The 18,191-nt window shown below is 64.6% G+C and carries 13 protein-coding genes; 9 read left to right on the top strand and 4 right to left on the bottom strand.

Translation table 11 applies throughout. The annotated features are described in order from the left end of the window. Nucleotides 1-38: 38 nt before the first annotated feature. Nucleotides 39-335 (bottom strand): hypothetical protein, encoded by a 297-nt coding sequence (locus tag MF134_RS12980; RefSeq protein WP_255339889.1) that lies wholly within the window; start codon nucleotides 333-335, stop codon nucleotides 39-41. 469 nt (nucleotides 336-804) lie between these two features. Here MF134_RS12980 and MF134_RS12975 point away from each other — a divergent pair, with 469 nt between their 5' ends. Genes MF134_RS12975 through MF134_RS12965 form a run of 3 tightly spaced genes read left to right on the top strand, consistent with a single transcriptional unit; the run spans nucleotide 805 to nucleotide 4,779 of the window. Continuing rightward, complete coding sequence (locus MF134_RS12975) at nucleotides 805-2,025, top strand: hypothetical protein (protein ID WP_255339888.1); 1,221 nt, start codon at nucleotides 805-807, stop codon at nucleotides 2,023-2,025. Between the two features lies 1 nt (nucleotide 2,026). After that, entirely contained in the window at nucleotides 2,027-3,271 is a 1,245-nt protein-coding gene (locus MF134_RS12970) for a hypothetical protein (RefSeq protein ID WP_255339887.1), read from the top strand. Continuing rightward, the gene (locus MF134_RS12965; RefSeq protein ID WP_255339886.1) at nucleotides 3,268-4,779 is read left to right on the top strand and encodes a cytochrome P450; all 1,512 of its coding nucleotides are present in this window, start codon (nucleotides 3,268-3,270) and stop codon (nucleotides 4,777-4,779) included. Before MF134_RS12970 ends, MF134_RS12965 begins: the two co-directional genes overlap by 4 nt. Before the next feature lie 163 nt (nucleotides 4,780-4,942). Here the strand turns inward: MF134_RS12965 and MF134_RS12960 are convergent, their stop codons facing one another. Next, a complete protein-coding gene (locus MF134_RS12960) occupies nucleotides 4,943-5,650 on the bottom strand; it encodes a hypothetical protein (protein WP_255339885.1) in 708 nt (235 codons plus the stop codon). 356 nt (nucleotides 5,651-6,006) lie between these two features. Between MF134_RS12960 and guaB the strand changes: the two genes are divergently transcribed. From guaB to MF134_RS12940, 4 genes are all read left to right on the top strand, one after another. Further along, entirely contained in the window at nucleotides 6,007-7,506 is a 1,500-nt protein-coding gene (guaB, locus tag MF134_RS12955; protein WP_255339884.1) for an IMP dehydrogenase, read from the top strand. Between the two features lie 132 nt (nucleotides 7,507-7,638). Next, nucleotides 7,639-9,012 (top strand): glutamate--tRNA ligase, encoded by a 1,374-nt coding sequence (gene gltX, locus MF134_RS12950; RefSeq protein ID WP_255339883.1) that lies wholly within the window; start codon nucleotides 7,639-7,641, stop codon nucleotides 9,010-9,012. A 111-nt stretch (nucleotides 9,013-9,123) separates the two neighbouring features. Next, nucleotides 9,124-9,741, top strand: coding sequence for an MliC family protein (locus MF134_RS12945; protein WP_255339882.1), 618 nt, complete (start codon nucleotides 9,124-9,126; stop codon nucleotides 9,739-9,741). Nucleotides 9,742-9,940: 199 nt separating this feature from the next. Next, nucleotides 9,941-12,121: a methyl-accepting chemotaxis protein gene (locus MF134_RS12940; protein WP_255339881.1), complete on the top strand. Its 2,181-nt coding sequence runs from the start codon at nucleotides 9,941-9,943 to the stop codon at nucleotides 12,119-12,121. 151 nt (nucleotides 12,122-12,272) lie between these two features. Here MF134_RS12940 and MF134_RS12935 read toward each other — a convergent pair whose 3' ends face one another. After that, nucleotides 12,273-14,579, bottom strand: coding sequence for an NADP-dependent malic enzyme (locus MF134_RS12935; RefSeq protein WP_255339880.1), 2,307 nt, complete (start codon nucleotides 14,577-14,579; stop codon nucleotides 12,273-12,275). Between the two features lie 218 nt (nucleotides 14,580-14,797). On the opposite strand from MF134_RS12935, the gene MF134_RS12930 reads away from it, so the two are divergent. After that, entirely contained in the window at nucleotides 14,798-15,634 is an 837-nt protein-coding gene (locus MF134_RS12930; protein ID WP_255339942.1) for a UDP-2,3-diacylglucosamine diphosphatase, read from the top strand. After that, a complete protein-coding gene (locus tag MF134_RS12925; RefSeq protein WP_255339879.1) occupies nucleotides 15,635-16,666 on the top strand; it encodes a glycosyltransferase family 4 protein in 1,032 nt (343 codons plus the stop codon). A 39-nt stretch (nucleotides 16,667-16,705) separates the two neighbouring features. Here MF134_RS12925 and MF134_RS12920 read toward each other — a convergent pair whose 3' ends face one another. After that, nucleotides 16,706-18,055, bottom strand: a complete 1,350-nt coding sequence (locus tag MF134_RS12920; RefSeq protein WP_255339878.1) for a DUF2252 family protein — start codon at nucleotides 18,053-18,055, stop codon at nucleotides 16,706-16,708. Nucleotides 18,056-18,191 lie beyond the last annotated feature (136 nt).

Genomic DNA, 18,191 nt, shown 5'->3' with positions numbered 1-18,191 from the left:
GGAGCGAACCGGGGGCGATTTGCATCGGAAGATGCGTATCAGCGGCACACGAGCTTGTAGTCGACGATGACGCGGCGGCCGTAATAGGGATCGTAGCGTTTGATCGGCTTCTCGAAGCAGTCGCGATAGGACTTCCGGGCGCGGTGGCCCCCGTCGGCACCGGCGATAGCCCCGATGAGGCCGATGACGGCGCCGGCGATCGCAGCGTCGCGGTTGTAGTGCTTGCCGCCGTGACGGACGGGCGGAACCTCGACGCCGTAGTCGGAGGCCTTTGCCGGAGCGGCGCCGGCGATCATGGTGATGGTCAGGGCGGAGAGGATGGTCTTGCGGATCATGGTCAGGGCTTCCTTCGGTTTGGAGCGGCTCGTTTCGACCGCCGATGACCAGAAGCTACTCTCTGCCTGGACCGCCCGCTGTGTCGGACATCACAGTGACTGATCGGCCTGCTCCGGGCGGTCGGTTCGTTCGTGATTCCTGTCTTCGTCACAGCCTGGTCTCGATTTCGCGGGCAGCGGGAAGTCCGGCAGAAGGACCATTCTGCGATTGGTGATTGGCTGCTGGGCCGATCCCTGGTCCGTCTGATGGCCTGGGCGGCGGCGTTGCCCACGTGTCGGTTGCCGGGGCTCATCGGCGCGGATCCCGCATCCTGTTCACACGATTGGCGGTGAGCCGGGCCTTGAACAGGCAAGCGGCTGGAGATTATGAAGGACCTCACCTCGGGAGAAGCTGCGAGGCCGCGTATTCGGGCCTCCGCCGTCGTCGGGGAGAGATGGCGGAGCCGAGACATTGGAGGAGGGTCTGTTCGTGTCGAACATGCACGGCGACGCCGGCGGCGGGGTTTTTCGCCGCCACGTCATGTACGTGCACGGTTTCGATCCGCGCGGTGCGCGGGTCTATCACGGCTTTTTTCGCGATGGGGCCAAGGTCGCCGGCGCGCGCTGGTCCCGCGAGATATCCGTCTCCTCCCGGCGGAAGTCGGGACAACATGCGTCTCTGTTCACGCTGGAGGCCGACGATCGTGCCAGCGGCCGTCATACCACGACACGGTACGAGGTCCTGCACTGGGACGACATCGTACGCCGGCTTTGGGCGGACAAGCCGCCCTATCGCCTCGTCATCGAGGCCTTTCACGTATTCCTCGTGACATGGCGGCGAGGCATCCTGCGCACGCATCGAAAACCGGCCTGGGCCGGCTTCCTCGCCATCGTCACACCGCCCGCGATCATCTCCATCGTCGCATTGCTCGCCGTCGGTGGGACGCTCCTGGCCTATTGGGGGGCGAGTGCACTCGCGGGGGCTCTCGGCGCCAGCGAGACGATCGCTCTGGTCGCCGGCCTTCTGGCCGCCTGCATCGTCCTCGCGGGCGCATTCCTGCTTTGGCGCTCAGCCGAGCGGGCGGGTAACATCTGGTGGTTGACGCGCTGCCTGGACTATCTGCTCGGCACGGCGCAGGGGCGCACCGACCGGTCGGTCGAGCGGTCGAAACTCTTTGCGGACCGGCTGATCGAAACCTGGAGACGGGGCGAGGCCGACGAAATTCTGGTCGTCGGGCACAGCCTCGGCGCGCTTCTGACCGTGCGCATGGTGGCCGATGCGCTGCGGCGCGAGCCGGAGATCGGGCACACAGGTCCCCCGCTCGTCCTCCTGACCTGCGGCCAGACCATCCCCTTCTACGACATGCTCGACGACGCACAGGACCTGCGCGACGATCTCGTTCTGCTCGGCACCAGTTCGCGCCTGACCTTCTTCGATGTGACCTCCGGGTCCGATCCGGGTTCGGCCTGCCGGCTCAGGATGCTGCATGGCTTGGGCGTGCCGGAGGAGGAATCGCGCGTCATTCAACGCGAGCCTGACTTTCACGATATCCTCGAACCCGAGACGTTCCGGCACATCCGGGCGCGGCCGCTGGAGTTCCATTTCCAATACCTGAAGCCCTCGGAGCGGGGGAGCGGCTTCGACTATTTCGAACTCGTCACGCGGCCGGAGCCCTTGCCGGCCAGCGGCCTCCAGGCCCGGGCGGCCTGACATGACGGTGGAAACGAGATCGGGGACGTTCGGGAGCGAAACGATCGAGGCGGACACAGGAATTCGACGCGACGTCTTCTACATTCACGGGCTCGATCCGCGCGGGCCCAGGGTCTACGAGGCCCTCCTGAAGGAGGGCGCGCAGAAGAGCGAAGAACGCGTCGGACGTCGGCTCACGCTGTCGCCGCGCAGGAAAGCCGGCCAACACGCCTCTCGTCTGGAGATCAGGGCCGAGGACGTAAAGACCGGACGCCCGGCGTCGATCGACTACGTCATCCTGCGCTGGGACGACCTCGTCCGCAAGCTGTGGACCTCCATCGGGCCCATCGATCTTTTGCGCTCCGGCTTTCGCGTCTTCGCCTTCATATTGGCGCACCGCCGGGAACAGCTTCGCCGGTTCGGTCGCCAGGGCCTGTCAGGGCTGGGTGCCATTATTGTTCTGCCCTGCACGATCCTGATCTGTGCGCTGATCGCCACCCTCGGAAGCTGGGCAGCCTATGCGCTGGTCTCGGCACTCGTCGCTTCACTCGGTGGCGGCGGAGCATTGCAGACGGCTTTCGGTCTCGCCGCGGTCGCCGGTGCGCTCGCGGGCGCTGTCGCCTTCTGGCGCTTTGCGGCGGGGCGTACGAACCTCCTGTGGCTCCTGCGGAGCCTCGACCACCAGTTCGCGACGGCGCAGGGCGAACGCGATCTCGGGGTCGAGCGCACGAACCTCTTCGCCGACCGCTTCGTCGAGCGGTGGCGCGCGACGGACTCCGAGGAGATCGTCGTCGTCGGCCACAGTTTCGGTGCGCTTCTCCTGGTGCGCATGATGGCGCGGGCGCTGCGCGAGGAACCGGAGATCGGCCGTCGCGGCCCGCGGGTGGTGATCCTGACCCTCGGCCAGACGATCCCCTTCTACAATGTGCTCGGCGATGATGCGGCGTTTCGCGAGGATCTCCGCCTTCTCGGCACCACCGATCGGCTCACCTTCTTCGACGTGACATCCGGCTCCGATCCCTGTTCCTCCTGCCGCGTGCCGATCCTGCAGGATCTCGGTGTGCCGGAGGAAGAGGTGAGGATCATCCAGCGCGAGCCCGATTTCCACGACATGCTGGAGCCCGACAGCTTCGACTACATCCGCATGCATCCGCTCGACTTCCACTTTCAGTATCTCAAGCCGTCCGAGCGGGGCTTTCGCTTCGATTATTTCGAGCTGCTTTCCCGGCCGGAGCGGCTCACGAGCGCTGTGAGAGAGGCGCCATGACCGGCAACGGATCGGCCGAGTCCCCCCGCGGCCCCCCGATGGCGGGCGAGACATGCCCGGTCCGCTCGGCGATGCGCGGCCGCGACGATTTCGTCGCTCCGGCGCCCCCGATCGTCGATCGGAAGGCCAATCGCCTCGTCTGGTTGAAGGCGGTGCTGCGATATTCGGCCCTCGGGCTCTACACGCGTCAGAGCTATCAGTTCGTGGGCATCAGCCGGCATTCCCTGCCGGCGCTGCCCACGGCCCCCCGGCAGGTCCTGCATTTCCTGCGCGACCCGGCGCTGATCCGCGAAGTCCTGGTGCGCCGGCCCGACGCCTTTCCCAAGCCTCGCCGCTTCGCAGCCGTGATGGCACCCCTGATCGGCAACGGCATCTTCGCCTCCAACGGCGAGGTCTGGAAGCGGCAACGGCGGATCGTCGATCAGGCCTTTACAACGGCAGGGGTCCGCGATGTCTTTCCCTTGATGAGCGGCGCAGCGCTCGAACTTGTCGAGAGGCTCGGCGCGGAGGCCGCGAACGGGCGACCGATCGCGATCGACCGCGAGATGAACCACTATGCGGGCGACATCATCTTCCGCACGATCTATTCCGAGCGCCTGCCCTCCGAGGTCGCACAGCCGATCTTCGAGGCCTTCGAGATATTCCAGGAGCTTGTCTTCCGGCAGCAGGCGATCAACGCGCTGACAGGCCTGTCTCCGACCTATATGTGGTCGAGCGCCAGGTCGAGGCGCATGGCGCGTTTGATCCGCCGGGCGCTGGACATGCCGCTTCGCAAGCGCCTGAAGGCGATTGCGGCCGGTGATCCGGTGCCGGACCGCGACATCCTCTCGTCGCTGCTTGTGGCGCGCGATCCCGTCACCGGTACCCGGCTCGACCACGAAGAACTCCTCGACCAGATCGCCGTCTTCTTCTTGGCGGGCCACGAGACGGCGGCGGCCGCTCTCGGCTGGACGCTCTACCTCCTCGCCCACCATCCCGAGATGCAGAGAGAGTTGCGCGCCGAAGTCGAACTCGCCACCCAAGGGGGGCCGGTCGTATTCGCCACCATCAAGCGCCTCGAGAAGACCCGAAACGTCTTTCGGGAAGCGATGCGGCTCTACCCACCGATCGCCTTCTATCCGCGCGAGACGGTGGCCGAGGAAACGCTCGGCGATCTTACCGTGCCCTGCGATCATGCCGTCAGCGTGCCGGTGTGGCTGATGCACCGCCATGAGGCCTACTGGCCGCGGCCCGACCGCTTCGAGCCGGCCCGCTTTTCCGACCCGGAGGCGCGCGAGACCGTCCGCCAGGTCTACATGCCCTTCTCGATGGGGGCGCGGGTCTGCGTCGGCGCGTCCTTCGCCATGCAGGAGGCGACGCTGGTGCTCGCCGAGATCCTGCGGCGGTTCGTGGTGAAACCCGACCCGGATCATGTGCCCAAGCCGGTCTCCCGCCTGACGGTTCGCTCGGAGAACGGGATCCGCCTCTATCTGGAGCCGATTGAGGCATCCGGGAGGCCGCACGCCTGAGGCGTCAACCGCTGCTTGGAATCGAGCCGGGTAGGAAAAGCGGTGGCGGCACGCGTCGCTCGCCGTGAAACATATGATGCTGCGGCGATTGACGATTACGACACGACTTCAGCGGGCGCTGTCATGCGGCGCCCGCTGAACACAGTGTCTGAGTTTTGCAGCGTTACTGCGAAGACTGGTTGGAAGCGCCCTCGGCCTGCATGTTGCGCGCTTCCTCGACTGCGGCAAGGCAGGCTTCTTCATTGCCCTCGTCAAGGGCGGTCTGAGCCCTGTTCAGAGCCATCTGATAGCTTCCGCCATCGGTTGCGCTTGACGAGGCATCGGACGGGTTGTCCGTCCCTTGGCCGGTGCTGGCCATCGCCGTTTCATTGCCGGCTTGCTGCGCGTTCGCGTCCTGGCCCGACATCGCCATGTTCTCCTCGCCTCCGCCCTGGCTGCTCGCCATCGGCATCGTCTGGCCGTCCTTCGAGACTTCGCCGGTTCCGACGCCTTCGGAGCTCGCATTCGAGGCGGTATCATCGGAGGATCCACTCATCGAAGATTGCTGGGAGGAATCGGCCTGCGCGTCGGCCGACTGGCCGCCTGCGGAACTGGCTTCGCTGGAACTCTCCAGCGGTGCCAGGCTCCCGTCTTTCGAAACCTCGGCGGACTGCGTGGCATCCCCGGCATCAGCGCCGCTGACCTCATTCGTCTCGAAATTGGTCGTCGTGCCGGTTGCCGCGGAACTGGTCGCTGCCCCGCCACTCGTCGAGGCGGTCACCGCACTGTCGTCCGAAAGGCTGGCGAGTTCCTGGCGGCAGTCGGCATTGGCAATCGTCGCGGGGAACGCGCAAAGAGCGGCTCCCGCCAGAAGGTAGGACAGGCGTTTCATCTCATGTCTTTCTTTTTGATTAATAACAAGAAAAACGCCGCGACTATGTTTGGGTTCCGACAGCAATGCAGATATTCGACCGATGGAAAGAAGCCGTGCTCACCTTGCTTTTCGCAACGGAGTACAGGGGCCAGCGCCATGCCTCCGCCACCAGGTTCAAGAGCAGGCAGCAGGTTCCCTGTCGCTTCACGTCGGATTGCCGCGGTGCTCGGCGGTCCGTCCCGCCTGTGCACGACGCGGACAAGGCCCGCATCCGTTCACGCGGCATGCTTCCCATTACGACACGGGCGTGGTAGCAGCCCGTGCCATCCCGTTTGCCGCGCTGCAACAGCGCCAGCACTTTCCGGAGGCAAGCCATGGCCCGCATCCTCGAAACCGCTACGGGCGCCATGGCGCTCACCTTCGACGACGTCCTGCTGCAGCCGGGGCACTCGGAAGTGTTGCCCGGCCAGACCAATATCCGCACGCGGATCACCAAGTCTCTCGAACTGAACCTGCCCATCCTCTCGGCTGCGATGGACACGGTGACCGAATCCCGGCTCGCCATCGCCATGGCCCAGGCCGGCGGCATTGGCGTCATCCACCGCAATCTGACACCTGCCGAACAGGCCGAAGAAGTCCGGCAGGTGAAGAAGTTCGAAAGCGGCATGGTCGTCAATCCGGTGACCATCGGGCCGGAAGCGACGCTGGGCGATGCGCGCGCCCTGATGGCTGCTCATCACATTTCCGGCATCCCGGTCGTGGAAAATGGCGGTCGTGGCGGACACACGAGAGGCCGGCTGGTCGGCATCCTGACCAATCGCGACGTGCGCTTTGCCTCCGATGACAGCCAGCCGATCGCCGAACTGATGACCCGGCAGGGCCTCGTGACCGTGCGCGAGTCGGTCGATCAGGAGGAGGCCAAGCGCCTGCTTCACCATCACCGCATCGAGAAGCTGGTCGTGGTGGACGACAACGACCAGTGCATCGGTCTCATTACCGTCAAGGATATCGAGAAGTCGCAGCTTCACCCTGTCGCCGCCAAGGATCCGCATGGACGGCTTCTGGCCGCTGCGGCGACCACGGTCGGCGACGACGGGTTCGAACGCGCCGAGCGGCTGATCGATGCCGGGGTCGACCTTCTGGTGATCGACACGGCCCATGGTCATTCCCAGAAGGTGCTCGATGCCGTCGGCCGCGCCAAGCGCCTGTCGAACCATGTTCAGGTGATCGCCGGCAACGTCGCCACCCCCGACGGGACGCGGGCGCTGATCGACGCGGGCGCCGATGGCGTCAAGGTCGGCATCGGGCCGGGCTCGATCTGCACCACGCGCGTGGTGGCCGGCGTCGGCATGCCGCAGCTCGCGGCAGTCATGGGCGCCGCGGAGGAAGCCGCACGGTCGGGCATCCCGGTCATCGCCGATGGCGGCATCAAGTTTTCCGGTGACATTGCCAAGGCGCTCGCCGGTGGCGCCGCCGCGGCCATGATCGGCTCGCTCCTTGCCGGCACGGACGAAAGCCCGGGCGAGATCTATCTCCACCAGGGCCGCTCCTACAAATCCTATCGCGGCATGGGCTCGGTCGGAGCGATGGCGCGCGGCTCGGCCGATCGCTACTTCCAGGCGGAAGTGCGCGATACGCTGAAACTCGTGCCGGAAGGGATCGAGGGCCAGGTTGCCTACAAGGGGCCGGTCGCCGGGGTGCTGCACCAGCTCGCGGGCGGCCTGCGGGCGGCGATGGGATATGTGGGCGCGGCGAATCTCGAGGAATTTCGCCAGAAGGCCTGTTTCGTCCGGATATCCAATGCGGGTCTTCGGGAAAATCACCCGCATGACGTCACGATCACCCGTGAGAGCCCGAACTATCCCGGCAATTGATCGTCGTCAGCGCCGATTGGCCCCGCCACGCCGGGAGCGGCAAGGTACTGGCTCGGCCTCTCTTCCCAGCGGCGGGATAGCAATCGCCCCGCCTCTTCTCGCCGCGGACGCTTTGCTGTAGGTCGCTGGCCCATGTCTGCCATTCTTCGCTTCGCGCCGTCGCCCACCGGGCGGCTTCACATCGGAAATCTGAGGACCGCGCTCTTCAACTGGCTGTTCGCCATGCGGGAGGGCGGGCAGTTCATTCTGCGCTTCGACGATACCGACCGGGAGCGCTCGCGCCGGGAATATGCGGATCTGATCGAGACCGATCTTCGCTGGATCGGGATCGAGCCTCATCGCGTCGCCCGGCAGTCGGAGCGGATCGCGCTCTATGACGCCGCCGCCGAGACGCTCAAGGCCAAGGGCCTCCTCTATCCCTGCTACGAGACGCCGGACGAGCTCGACCGCAGACGCAAGCGGCAGGCGGCGCGCGGTCTGCCGCCGGTCTATGGCCGGGAGGCGCTCAAGCTTTCGCCCGAGGAGCGTGCGGCGCTCGAGGCCGAAGGCCGCAAGCCGCACTGGCGCTTTCTGCTGCCGAACTTCAAGGGCGATCCCTTCGCGCCGAAGCGCACCGACGTGACCTTCGACGACCTGATCAAGGGGCCGCAGACCATCGATCTGGCCTCGCTCTCCGATCCCGTCCTCATCCGCGGCGACGGCAGCTATCTCTACACCCTGCCTTCGGTGGTGGACGACGCGGAGATGGGTGTCACCCACATCATTCGCGGCGACGATCACGTGACCAATACCGCCGTCCAATACGCGCTCTTCGAAGCGTTGGGTGCCAAGGCGCCGGTTTTCGGCCACCACAATCTTCTGACCACAGTGGGCGGAGAGGGGCTTTCCAAGCGTTCTGGCGCGCTGTCCCTCGAAACCTTGCGCGACGAAGGCTTCGAGCCGATGGCGGTGGCGTCGCTTGCGGTCCTCGTCGGCATGTCCGGTTCGATCGAGCCCGTGTCCGATCTCGAGCGTCTGTCCGAACGGCTGAATTTCCGCGAGGTCTCGGCCTCGGCCTCGAAATTTGACCCGGCCGAACTCGACCGGCTGAATCGGGAGATCGTGCATGGTCTCGAATTCGAGGCCGTGGCAACGCGTATCGCCACCATGGACATTTCCCCCGAACACGCCGAGGCGTTCTGGCTCGCGGTTCGGGCCAATTGCGACAAGGTGGGGGACGCCTGGGCCTGGGCCGAAATCGTCTTCGGCACGATCGAAACCCCGCCCCTGCAGGATGACGGGGAAGCGACCTTCCGCGCCTCGGCGGCGCGGCTTCTGCCGGAAGGCGAGATCGGCGCCGAGACCTTCAAAGAGTGGACGGCGCGGATCAAGAGCGAGACGGGTGTGAAGGGCAAGGCGCTGTTCCTGCCCCTGCGCCGGGCGATCACCGGCCTCGACCATGGACCCGAACTGGGGCCTCTTCTGCCGCTGATCGGTCGTGAGCGCCTTCTCGCGCGGTTGCAGTAAGGCCCGGCGGGCCAAGCGGTCCGATCACCCTTCCGTGCGTTCGGCGAAATTGCTTGCGGTCGGGCGACTGCCATGCATCTTCCTTAAGGGAAGATTCCGGGAGGTCGTTCGATGTCGTTGTTCAGAAGCGCAATCCTTGTCGCGGCCATGCTTGGCCTTTCGGCGTCCTCGGCGCTGGCTGAGCGGCTCGACCTGCCGGGCCGGTCCTATGGCGGCAAGGTGCGGGCAGGACCGGGCCTCAACCACTCCCAGATCGGCTCCACGCGGCTGAACGACCGGATCATCCTCCTGGAGCGTTCGGTGCGGATGGATGGTTATGACTGGTTCCTGATCGAGATGCCGAATGGGCGCACGGGCTTTCAGTGGGGCGGTCTGATGTGTGCCGACGGCGAGGAGACCGGCATTCTCACCATTTGCGGCTCGCAGCAGGACGCGGAACTCTCCGGCCTGCGTCCCCGCCAGCAACAACCACAGCCGAGCGGCGCGCCGGAAAGCGACGTGGCCTATAGCTGCAACGAAGGCATTCCCCTGAACGTGCGCTATCGCAACGAAGGGCGGGACTTCGTGGCCTATGTCTCGCACGATTCCTATCCCGAGGTTCGCCTCGTCCAGATTCCGTCCGGTTCGGGTGTGCAATTCCAGTCGGGACGCAACTGGATGGGCGGCAAGGGTGGCGAGGTCTCCATCAATTTCGGCGGAATCGAAGACACTTGCTACGCGCTGAACTGAGAAGGCCTTCGAAGAGAAAGTCAGTTATGCAACTGTTTCGCGATGTGGCTTTCAAGTCGTAAAATATATCGCTTTTAATGGCTTACCCACATATTCTGTAAAGCCTTCATTCCTCGTTAACCTCCCGAATGCAATTGCTCATTGTGAATCCGCGGCAATGTGCGCGCCGCTGGCCGCAATCGGGGCAGACGACATGAAGATGAACAGATTCTCCATCAACAAGCGACTTGCGGCGGCCTTGCTCCTGCCGATCGTCTTGATCGCGGTACTGAGCGATCTCGAGATCCTGCACAGTTACAACGAGTATCGCCGCATGGACGCGCTCGTCCGCACGAGTTCCGATCTGAAGATCGTCACCAACGTCGTCGACGCGCTCCAGGTGGAGCGGGCCCGTTCGGCAGGCTTTCTCGGCTCGCGCGGGAGCGAGATGCGGGAGGAGATGGTGGCGAGCCGCGAGGCGACCGATGCAGCCCTCGACAGGTTCGAGGCCGAAGCCGCGGCCCTTATGACAGTCGATGACGAGCGCCTGCAGGCGCATCTTTCCGCCGTGACCAAGGCCTTGCAGGTTCTGAACTCGCGACGCAATGAGATCGACACTCAGACCATCGGCCGGGAGGAGGCTTTCGACTACTACAACCATGCGGTCGAAAATCTTACCGATCTCATGAACGACATGAGCATTTCGGAAGCGGCCGTGCATCTCGCCAGCCTGATCTTCGCCTACAACAATATCGTTCAGGCCAAGGAACTGGCCGGTCGCGAGCGGGGCGAGGGCGCGGGCATGATCGCAGCCGGCCATGCCGACCAGGTGCATTTCGATCGGTTCTGGGAACTCGCAGGCGGGTCGAAGGCCTATTTCGAGCGCTTCCTGCATCTTCAGCCGATGAGCCGCATGGCAGAGCTTTCCGAGCGGCTTGAATCCGCCGGCGCAGGCGACGCCAAGGCGATCCGCGCGCGCATCATGCGCGGCGGCGTGGGCGCCGACCTGTCCGGCCTCGATGCCGGCGAGTGGTATGCGATGACCACCCGCGTCATCAATGTCATGAACGACATGGAACACGAACTCCTCGATGAAATCGGCGAGATTGCCCAGGCCGAGAGCACGACGAGCTGGTTGTACTTCCTGGCTGCGACCTTGGTCATTTTCCTGACCGTGCTCGTCGTCGTCGGATCGTCCATCTCGCTGGCGCGATCGGTGACCAGTCCGCTGCGCCGCCTGACCCAGTGCATGAACAATCTCGCCAAGGGCCAGACGAACATGGATCTGGTCGACACGTCCGGCGAGGACGAGATCGCGCAGATGGCGCGAGCGGTCTCGGCCTTCGTCGTCACGACCGAACAGACTGCTGAAGAGCGGTTGCGAACCGAAAAGGAGCGGATGCGCGAGCGGGAATTCCAGCAGAGGGAGATCGAAGCCGAACGGGCAGAGCGGGCGCGGGAGCTGGAAGCGGCCATGGCCGAGGTCGGAGGCGCCCTGCGTCGGCTCTCGAGCGGCGATGTCTCCTACCGCATTCAGAGCGTTCTGCCGGGTAGCCTCGATGCCCTGCGCCGCGACTACAACGGGTCGGTGGAAATGCTTGAGCAGACGATCCACGCCGTCAAGGACGTGGCCGAGAGTGTCGAGCGCGGCGTCGCCGAACTGCAGGTCGCGTCCGACGACCTCGCTCGTCGAACCGAACAGCAGGCGGCGGCGCTCGAAACCACCTCCGCTTCGATGTCGGAGGTCTCGACTGCGGTGCAGTCCTCGGCATCGCGCGCCGGTCTGGCCGGCAAATACGTGACCGAAGCCTCGGAATATGCGCGGTCCTCCGGCGCTCTGGTCGACGAGTCCGTCGCCGTGATCGAAAAGATCGCCGACTCCTCGCGGGAGATTTCGCAGATCGTTTCCGTCATCGACGAGATCGCCTTCCAGACCAACCTTCTCGCCCTCAACGCGGGGGTCGAAGCGGCGCGGGCCGGAGAGGCCGGAAAGGGCTTTGCCGTGGTCGCCCAGGAGGTCCGCGATCTCGCCCAGCGTTCGGGCACCGCGGCCCACGAGATCCGCAGCCTGATCGACCGCTCGGTTTCTTCCCTCGACAATGGCGTCGCCCTTTTCGAGCGGACCGGCGGTGCGCTCGCCGGCATTCGCGAAAAGGTCGAAACGGTCCGCGCGGAAGTGACGGCCATTGTCGACGCTTCGCGTGAACAGGCCGAATCCATCTCGCATGTCAACGATACGCTGAGCCAGATGGATACGGCCACGCAGCAGAACGCCGCCATGGTGGAAGAGGCGACGGCCGCCACTCACAGCCTCTCGAAGGAAGCTCAAGTGCTGGGCGAGCAGATTGCCGCCTTCACGCTCAACTCCAGCCGCCAAATGCCTGTTTCCAGGGCGGCCTGACGCATCGGACGAAAGGTGGACCCGGTTTTCGGACTATCCGATGCGAAAACAAGAGACTGGAGCATGAGCCCCGACTGCGAAGTCGGGTCTCATGCTCTGGCCGCAAAGGGCCTGGATCGGTCGCAGAGGGGTCTTCCTCTGCGACCGATTCTTATTCTTCGAGCCCCACCGCCTGCGCCGAGGCGATGGCCGCAATATTGACGACGCCGCGGGAAGTGACCGACGGCGTCATCACATGCGCCGGCGACGCGGCGCCGAGCAGGATCGGGCCGACATGCAGCGCGTCGGTCATGCTCTTGACGACGTTCAGCGTGATGTTGGCGGCGTCCAGAGTGGGGAACACCAAGAGATTGGCTTCGCCCGACAGCGTCGAGTTCGGCATCGTCCGCTTGCGCATCGCCTCGTTCAGGGCGGCATCGCCGTGCATCTCGCCGTCGATCTCGAGATCGGGCATCTCTGCGCGAATGATCGCCAAGGCCTCGCGCAGCTTGATCGTGGCGTCGGTGTCGTCGCTGCCGAAATTGGAGTGGGAGACCAGCGCCACCTTCGGGTCGATGCCGAAACGAAGCAGTTCGGCCACCGCGAGCCGGGTCATTTCCGCCAGCTCCTCGGCGTTCGGATCGCGCTGCACATAGGTGTCGACGAAGAATTTCGTGACGCCCTGCATCAAGAGGATGCTCATCGCGGCGAGCTTGTTGACGCCGGGCCGCATGCCGATCACCTGGCTGATGTCGCGGACATGCTTGGGAAGGCGCCCTTCCAGCCCGCAGATCAGCGCGTCGGCTTCGCCGCGCGAGACGGCGATGGCGCCGATCACCGTCGTGTTGGTGCGAACGATGGTGCGGGCGGTGTCGGGATTGACGCCCTTGCGGCCGACCTTCTCGAAATAGTGGTCGACATAGTCGCGGTAGCGCGGATCGTCCTCCGGGTTCACAACCTCGAAATCCTTGCCAGGCCGGATCTTGAGGCCGAAGCGCTCAAGCCGGGTCTCGATGACGCCTGGACGGCCGATCAGGATCGGCACGCAGGTCTTGTCTTCGAGCAGCACCTGGGTGGCGCGCAGCACGCGCTCGTCTTCGCCATCGGAGAAGATGACGCGCTTGGCCGAATCCTTGGCGATCTGGAAGATCGGCTTCATGATCAGGCCGGAGCGGAATACGAAGCGGTTCAGCCGCTCCATATAGGCGTTCATGTCCTCGATCGGGCGGGAGGCGACGCCATCCGCTCGCGCTGCTTCGGCGACCGCTGGCGCGATCTTGAGGATCAGGCGCGGATCGAAGGGGGAGGGGATCAGATAGTCCGGCCCGAAGACCGGCGTCTCGGAACCGTAGGCCTTGGCCGCGACCTCCGACACCTCCTCGCGGGCAAGCTCGGCGATGGCGTCGGTCGCCGCCTGTTTCATCCGCTCGGTGATATGCGTCGCGCCGCAGTCCAGCGCACCGCGGAAGATGAAGGGGAAGCAGAGGACGTTGTTGACCTGGTTCGGAAAGTCCGAACGTCCGGTGCAGATCATCGCGTCCGGCCGAACCTCCTTGGCAAGGTCGGGCATGATCTCCGGGACCGGGTTTGCCAGCGCCAGAATCATCGGCCGCTCGGCCATAGACTTCAGATAGTCGGGCTTCAAAACGCCAGCGGCCGAAAGCCCCAGGAAGATGTCGGCGCCTTCGCACGCTTCCTCTAGCGTGCGCTTGTCGGTCTTGCGAGCGTAGATCGACTTCCAGCGGTCCATGCCGGTGTTGCGGCCCTCATAGACGACGCCCTCGCGATCGGTGACGAGGATGTTCTCGGTCTTCGCGCCGAGCGAGACGAGCAGGTTGAGACAGGCCAGCGAAGCGGCGCCGGCTCCAGACGCGACGATCTTGACGTCTTCGAGCTTCTTGCCGGCCAGCCGCAACCCGTTTCTGATGGCCGCCGCCGCTATGATCGCCGTGCCATGCTGGTCATCATGAAAGACCGGGATGCCCATGCGCTCGCGCAGCCGCGTCTCGATCTCGAAGCATTCCGGCGCCTTGATGTCTTCCAGATTGATGCCGCCGAAAGTTGGCTCCAGCGCCGCCACCACGTCGCAGACATGGTCGATCTCCCGGGCGTCTATCTCGATGTCGAAGACGTCGATGTCGGCGAACTTCTTGAACAGGACCGCCTTGCCTTCCATCACCGGCTTGGAAGCGAGGGGACCGATATCGCCGAGGCCGAGAACGGCCGTTCCGTTGGATACCACGGCGACGAGATTGGAGCGGCTGGTGTAGTCGGCGGCGAGCTTCGGGTCGCGGGCGATCTCGAGGCAGGGCGCCGCGACGCCCGGGGAATAGGCCAGCGCCAGGTCGCGCTGGTTGCCGAGAGGTTTCGTCGGCCGGATCGCCAGCTTTCCCGGTTGCGGATAATGATGGAAGAACAGCGCCTGTTCGTCGAGATCGCTCTTCTTGCCCTCGCCGTCCTTGGCTTCGTTCGTCGACATGGGTGCCCCCCTTTATCCCGTCTCTCTTGGCGCATGGGCCTTGCCCTGGCGCGAAAAGTCATAGCCAATGCTGTCGCTTCGGCAAACCGGCAACGACCTGTGGAGTGTGACATTCGAGAGACGGCTAAATTGCGCTCCGTCACATGATTGCAATGCGATTCAGGCATTTGCGACGCGTGGTGATCGAGGCAGACGAGAACGAGCGCGAGGCTGCGACTATGGACGATCAGGCGGCGACGCGCCATTTCAGGACGCTGTTCCTTTCCGATATCCACCTCGGATCGAAGGCGGCCCAGGCCGACATGCTGATCGATTTTCTTCGCTTCCACGACGCGGAGAAGATCTATCTCGTCGGCGACATCGTCGACGGATGGCGGCTGAAACGGTCTTGGAACTGGCCACAGAACCACAATGACGTGGTGCAGAAACTCTTGCGGAAGGCGCGCAAGGGGGCCACCATCATCTACGTCCCGGGCAATCACGACGAATTCCTGCGCGACTTCGTCGGGCGCCATTTCGGCGGCGTGGAGGTGAAGCTGCGCGATGTGCATATCACCGCCGATGGACGCCGCTTTCTGGTGATCCACGGCGACGAGTTCGACGTCGTCGTCCGCAACGCCCGGATCATCGCCTATCTCGGCGACTGGGCCTATGACGCGGCGATCGCGATCAACCTCGTCTTCAACAAGGTGCGCCGGCGGCTCGGCTTTCCCTATTGGTCGTTCTCTTCCTGGGCGAAGCTGAAGGTGAAGAACGCCGTCAACTTCATCGGGGCGTTCGAGACGGCGCTCGCCGAGGAAGCCGCCAAAGCCGGCTGCGACGGCGTGATCTGCGGACATATTCACCACGCGCAACTGGCCGAGTATGAAACGGTAAGCTATGTGAATACGGGCGACTGGGTCGAAAGCTGTACCGCGATCGCCGAGCGCTACGACGGCTCCTTCGAACTGATCCGGTGGAGCGAGGTCGTCAGGGAGCGGGCGCTCGCCAAACTCGGGACGGCTCGCAAGGTGCCGGAACGGTCGCGACTGGTCCGGCCAACGGAGGCTGCGTGAATGCGTCGTGTTCTGATCATTTCCGATGCCTGGCATCCTCAGATCAATGGGGTCGTGCGGACGCTGGAATGTCTGGTGTCGGAACTGGCGGATCGCGGCGTCGTCACGAAGGTGGTGGGACCTCAGGATTTTCGCTCTCTGCCTTGTCCGACCTATCCGGAAATCCGCCTGGCCCTGGCAAGCGCCGACGCCATGGCGCGCATCTTTGCCGAATTCCGGCCCGATGCGATCCACATCGCGACTGAGGGGCCGCTCGGCTTCGCAGCGCGACGCGCCTGCCTGCGCGAAGGACGCTCCTTCACCACCAGCCTGCATACCCGCTTCCCGGAATATCTGCGCAAGCGCGCACCGATTCCCGAACGCCTCACCTACAATGTGCTGCGCTGGTTTCACGAGCCGGCGACGGCCTGTCTCGTCCCGACGGAATCCATGCGCCGGCAGCTCGAGCCCTTGGGTTTCGGCGGCCTCGTCAGTTGGACGCGCGGCATCGACCGGAAGGTGTTCAGGCCGCTGGAGCCGATCGTTCTTGACCTGCCGCGTCCGATCTTCCTGACCGTCTCCCGGCTTGCTCCGGAAAAGAACCTCGAGGCTTTCCTCGATCTCGACCTGCCTGGCTCGAAGCTCGTCGTGGGAGACGGACCTTCGATGCCGGAGCTCCTGCGCCGTTATCCGCAAGCTCATTTCGCCGGCCTTCAGACGGGCGAAGCTCTGGCGCGCTATTATTCCTCGGCCGACGTCTTCGTCTTTCCTTCGAAGACCGACACGTTCGGCAATGTGCTGATCGAAGCGCTCGCCTGTGGCGTGCCGCTGGCGGCCTATCCGGAGCCCGGCCCGATTGACGTCATCGCCGATTCGCGGTCGGGCGTGATCTCCGAGGATCTGCGCGAGGCCTGTCTCGCCGCGCTGTCCCTCGACCGGCAGGACGCCTATCGCCGATCGCTCGATTTCAACTGGGAGGCCTGCGCCGACATCTTCCTCGAGCATGCCTTCGAGGGGCGGAGCGAAGAGAACATGGTCGACGTCGCGGCCTGAGTCAGCACTCTTCTGTCTGGAACCGTCGGGCAGAAAGACTCAGCCCGCTTGCGCGACGAGATCGCGCAACAGCGCGTGATCCTCGATCACCCGCTCGGCGTAACGCATCGTATCTTCCACCAGGGCCTCACCTGAATCGGCAATGCGCGCGGCGATGGCCGTTTCGAAGGCGGTGGAGCGATGGTCGGTGCGGCCGTGGGCCAGCGCCAGGGTCTCGCCGCAGGCTTCGGCATATTGGCGCAGGGCCTTGCCGGGGCGCTTCTTGCGCAGACAGATTTCTTCGGGATCGAGACAGACTCGGGCATGATGGCGCGAGCGAACCAGCCACTGGGCGCCCTCCCATGACACCTCGTCGAGAAGAAGGTCCGGCTCGCGCTGCATGAGACGCTGCAGGTCGACGGTCAGGTGCGCCGGGGAGAGGCGGTTGCGCGGATCGATTTCGGCGAAATGGTGCAGGGGCGCGGCATGGCGCTGCTGCTTCACCTCGACGATGTGGCACATGGCGAGTTCGGCGTAGGTGGACGCTCCTTTGGGCCCGACCAGGAGATAGTAGCGCTCGACATTGACCGAGCCCGTGCCGGCCCCCAGCCGCTCGACCACGTCCAGGATCTCGTCATCCACATAGGGCCGGAATTCGGACTGAATTCGCGCGGCCGTGGCCGCATCGAGGCGCTTGTAGCGACCAGGGCGGTCTCGGAATCGCAGGCCCTCGTCGGTGATGGTGACCGCCTTGCCGAGAGTGCTCTTCGACTGGAATTTGGATCCGCCGATCGCGCGCTTCTGGGCCTTCTTGATGCCCTTGTGCAGGAGGTGATGCTTGGGAAAACCACTGAGTACGCGCCGTCTCTCGCGTGGGTCGGCCACGATCGCCTCTGCGGTCTTGCGATAGCACTTCAGGAAGGCGCGTGCGGCCTTGACCTGGTCCTTTTCCGAGGGAGCCGAGAGCCCCGACAGGTCGTCCACCTCATCGGTCTCGTACTGACCGTCCAAGACGCCATGGGCGTAGTGGGAAGCAAGGAAGATGCTCGTCAGGTAACGGGCGATATCCCAGACGGCGTGGCCGATGCAGGCATCGTCGAAATCGTTCGGCACGAAGACGATGAGATTGCCGTGCAAGCCCTTTTCGGTGACGAAGCCGAAATTCGACATGTGGCAGTCGCCCATGATCGCCGTCGGCTTGACCCAGTCGGTGAAGCCCTTCGGCAGCGTCAGCACTCCGTCGTGAAGATCGGTGTAGAAGAGCTGGGCCGAGCCTCGGAAGAAGTGGAACGGGTTGCCTTCCATCTTGCGATGCTTTCGGCCCGGGGCGTCCCTGCCGGGCCGGGCGCCGTCGATGCGCTCCAATTCGCTGGCGATCAGTTCGGTGCGATCGTGGGTCGACTGGGTCATGGACAAGCAAGTGTGCCAGTCGATGCTTGCGGCAAGATCGGCTGGCGCTGCCAAGCTGGCCGACGAACAGAGAGGTCAGCGCGTGGCAAGCCGTTTTTGGCATGATGGGGCGATTTCCGCGCTGTGCAGCGGAAGG

Origin of the sequence: Jiella marina (assembly GCF_024359545.1) — a bacterium.
Classification (GTDB): Bacteria; Pseudomonadota; Alphaproteobacteria; order Rhizobiales; family Rhizobiaceae; genus Jiella.
This window is presented reverse-complemented; position numbering and strand designations above follow the sequence as displayed.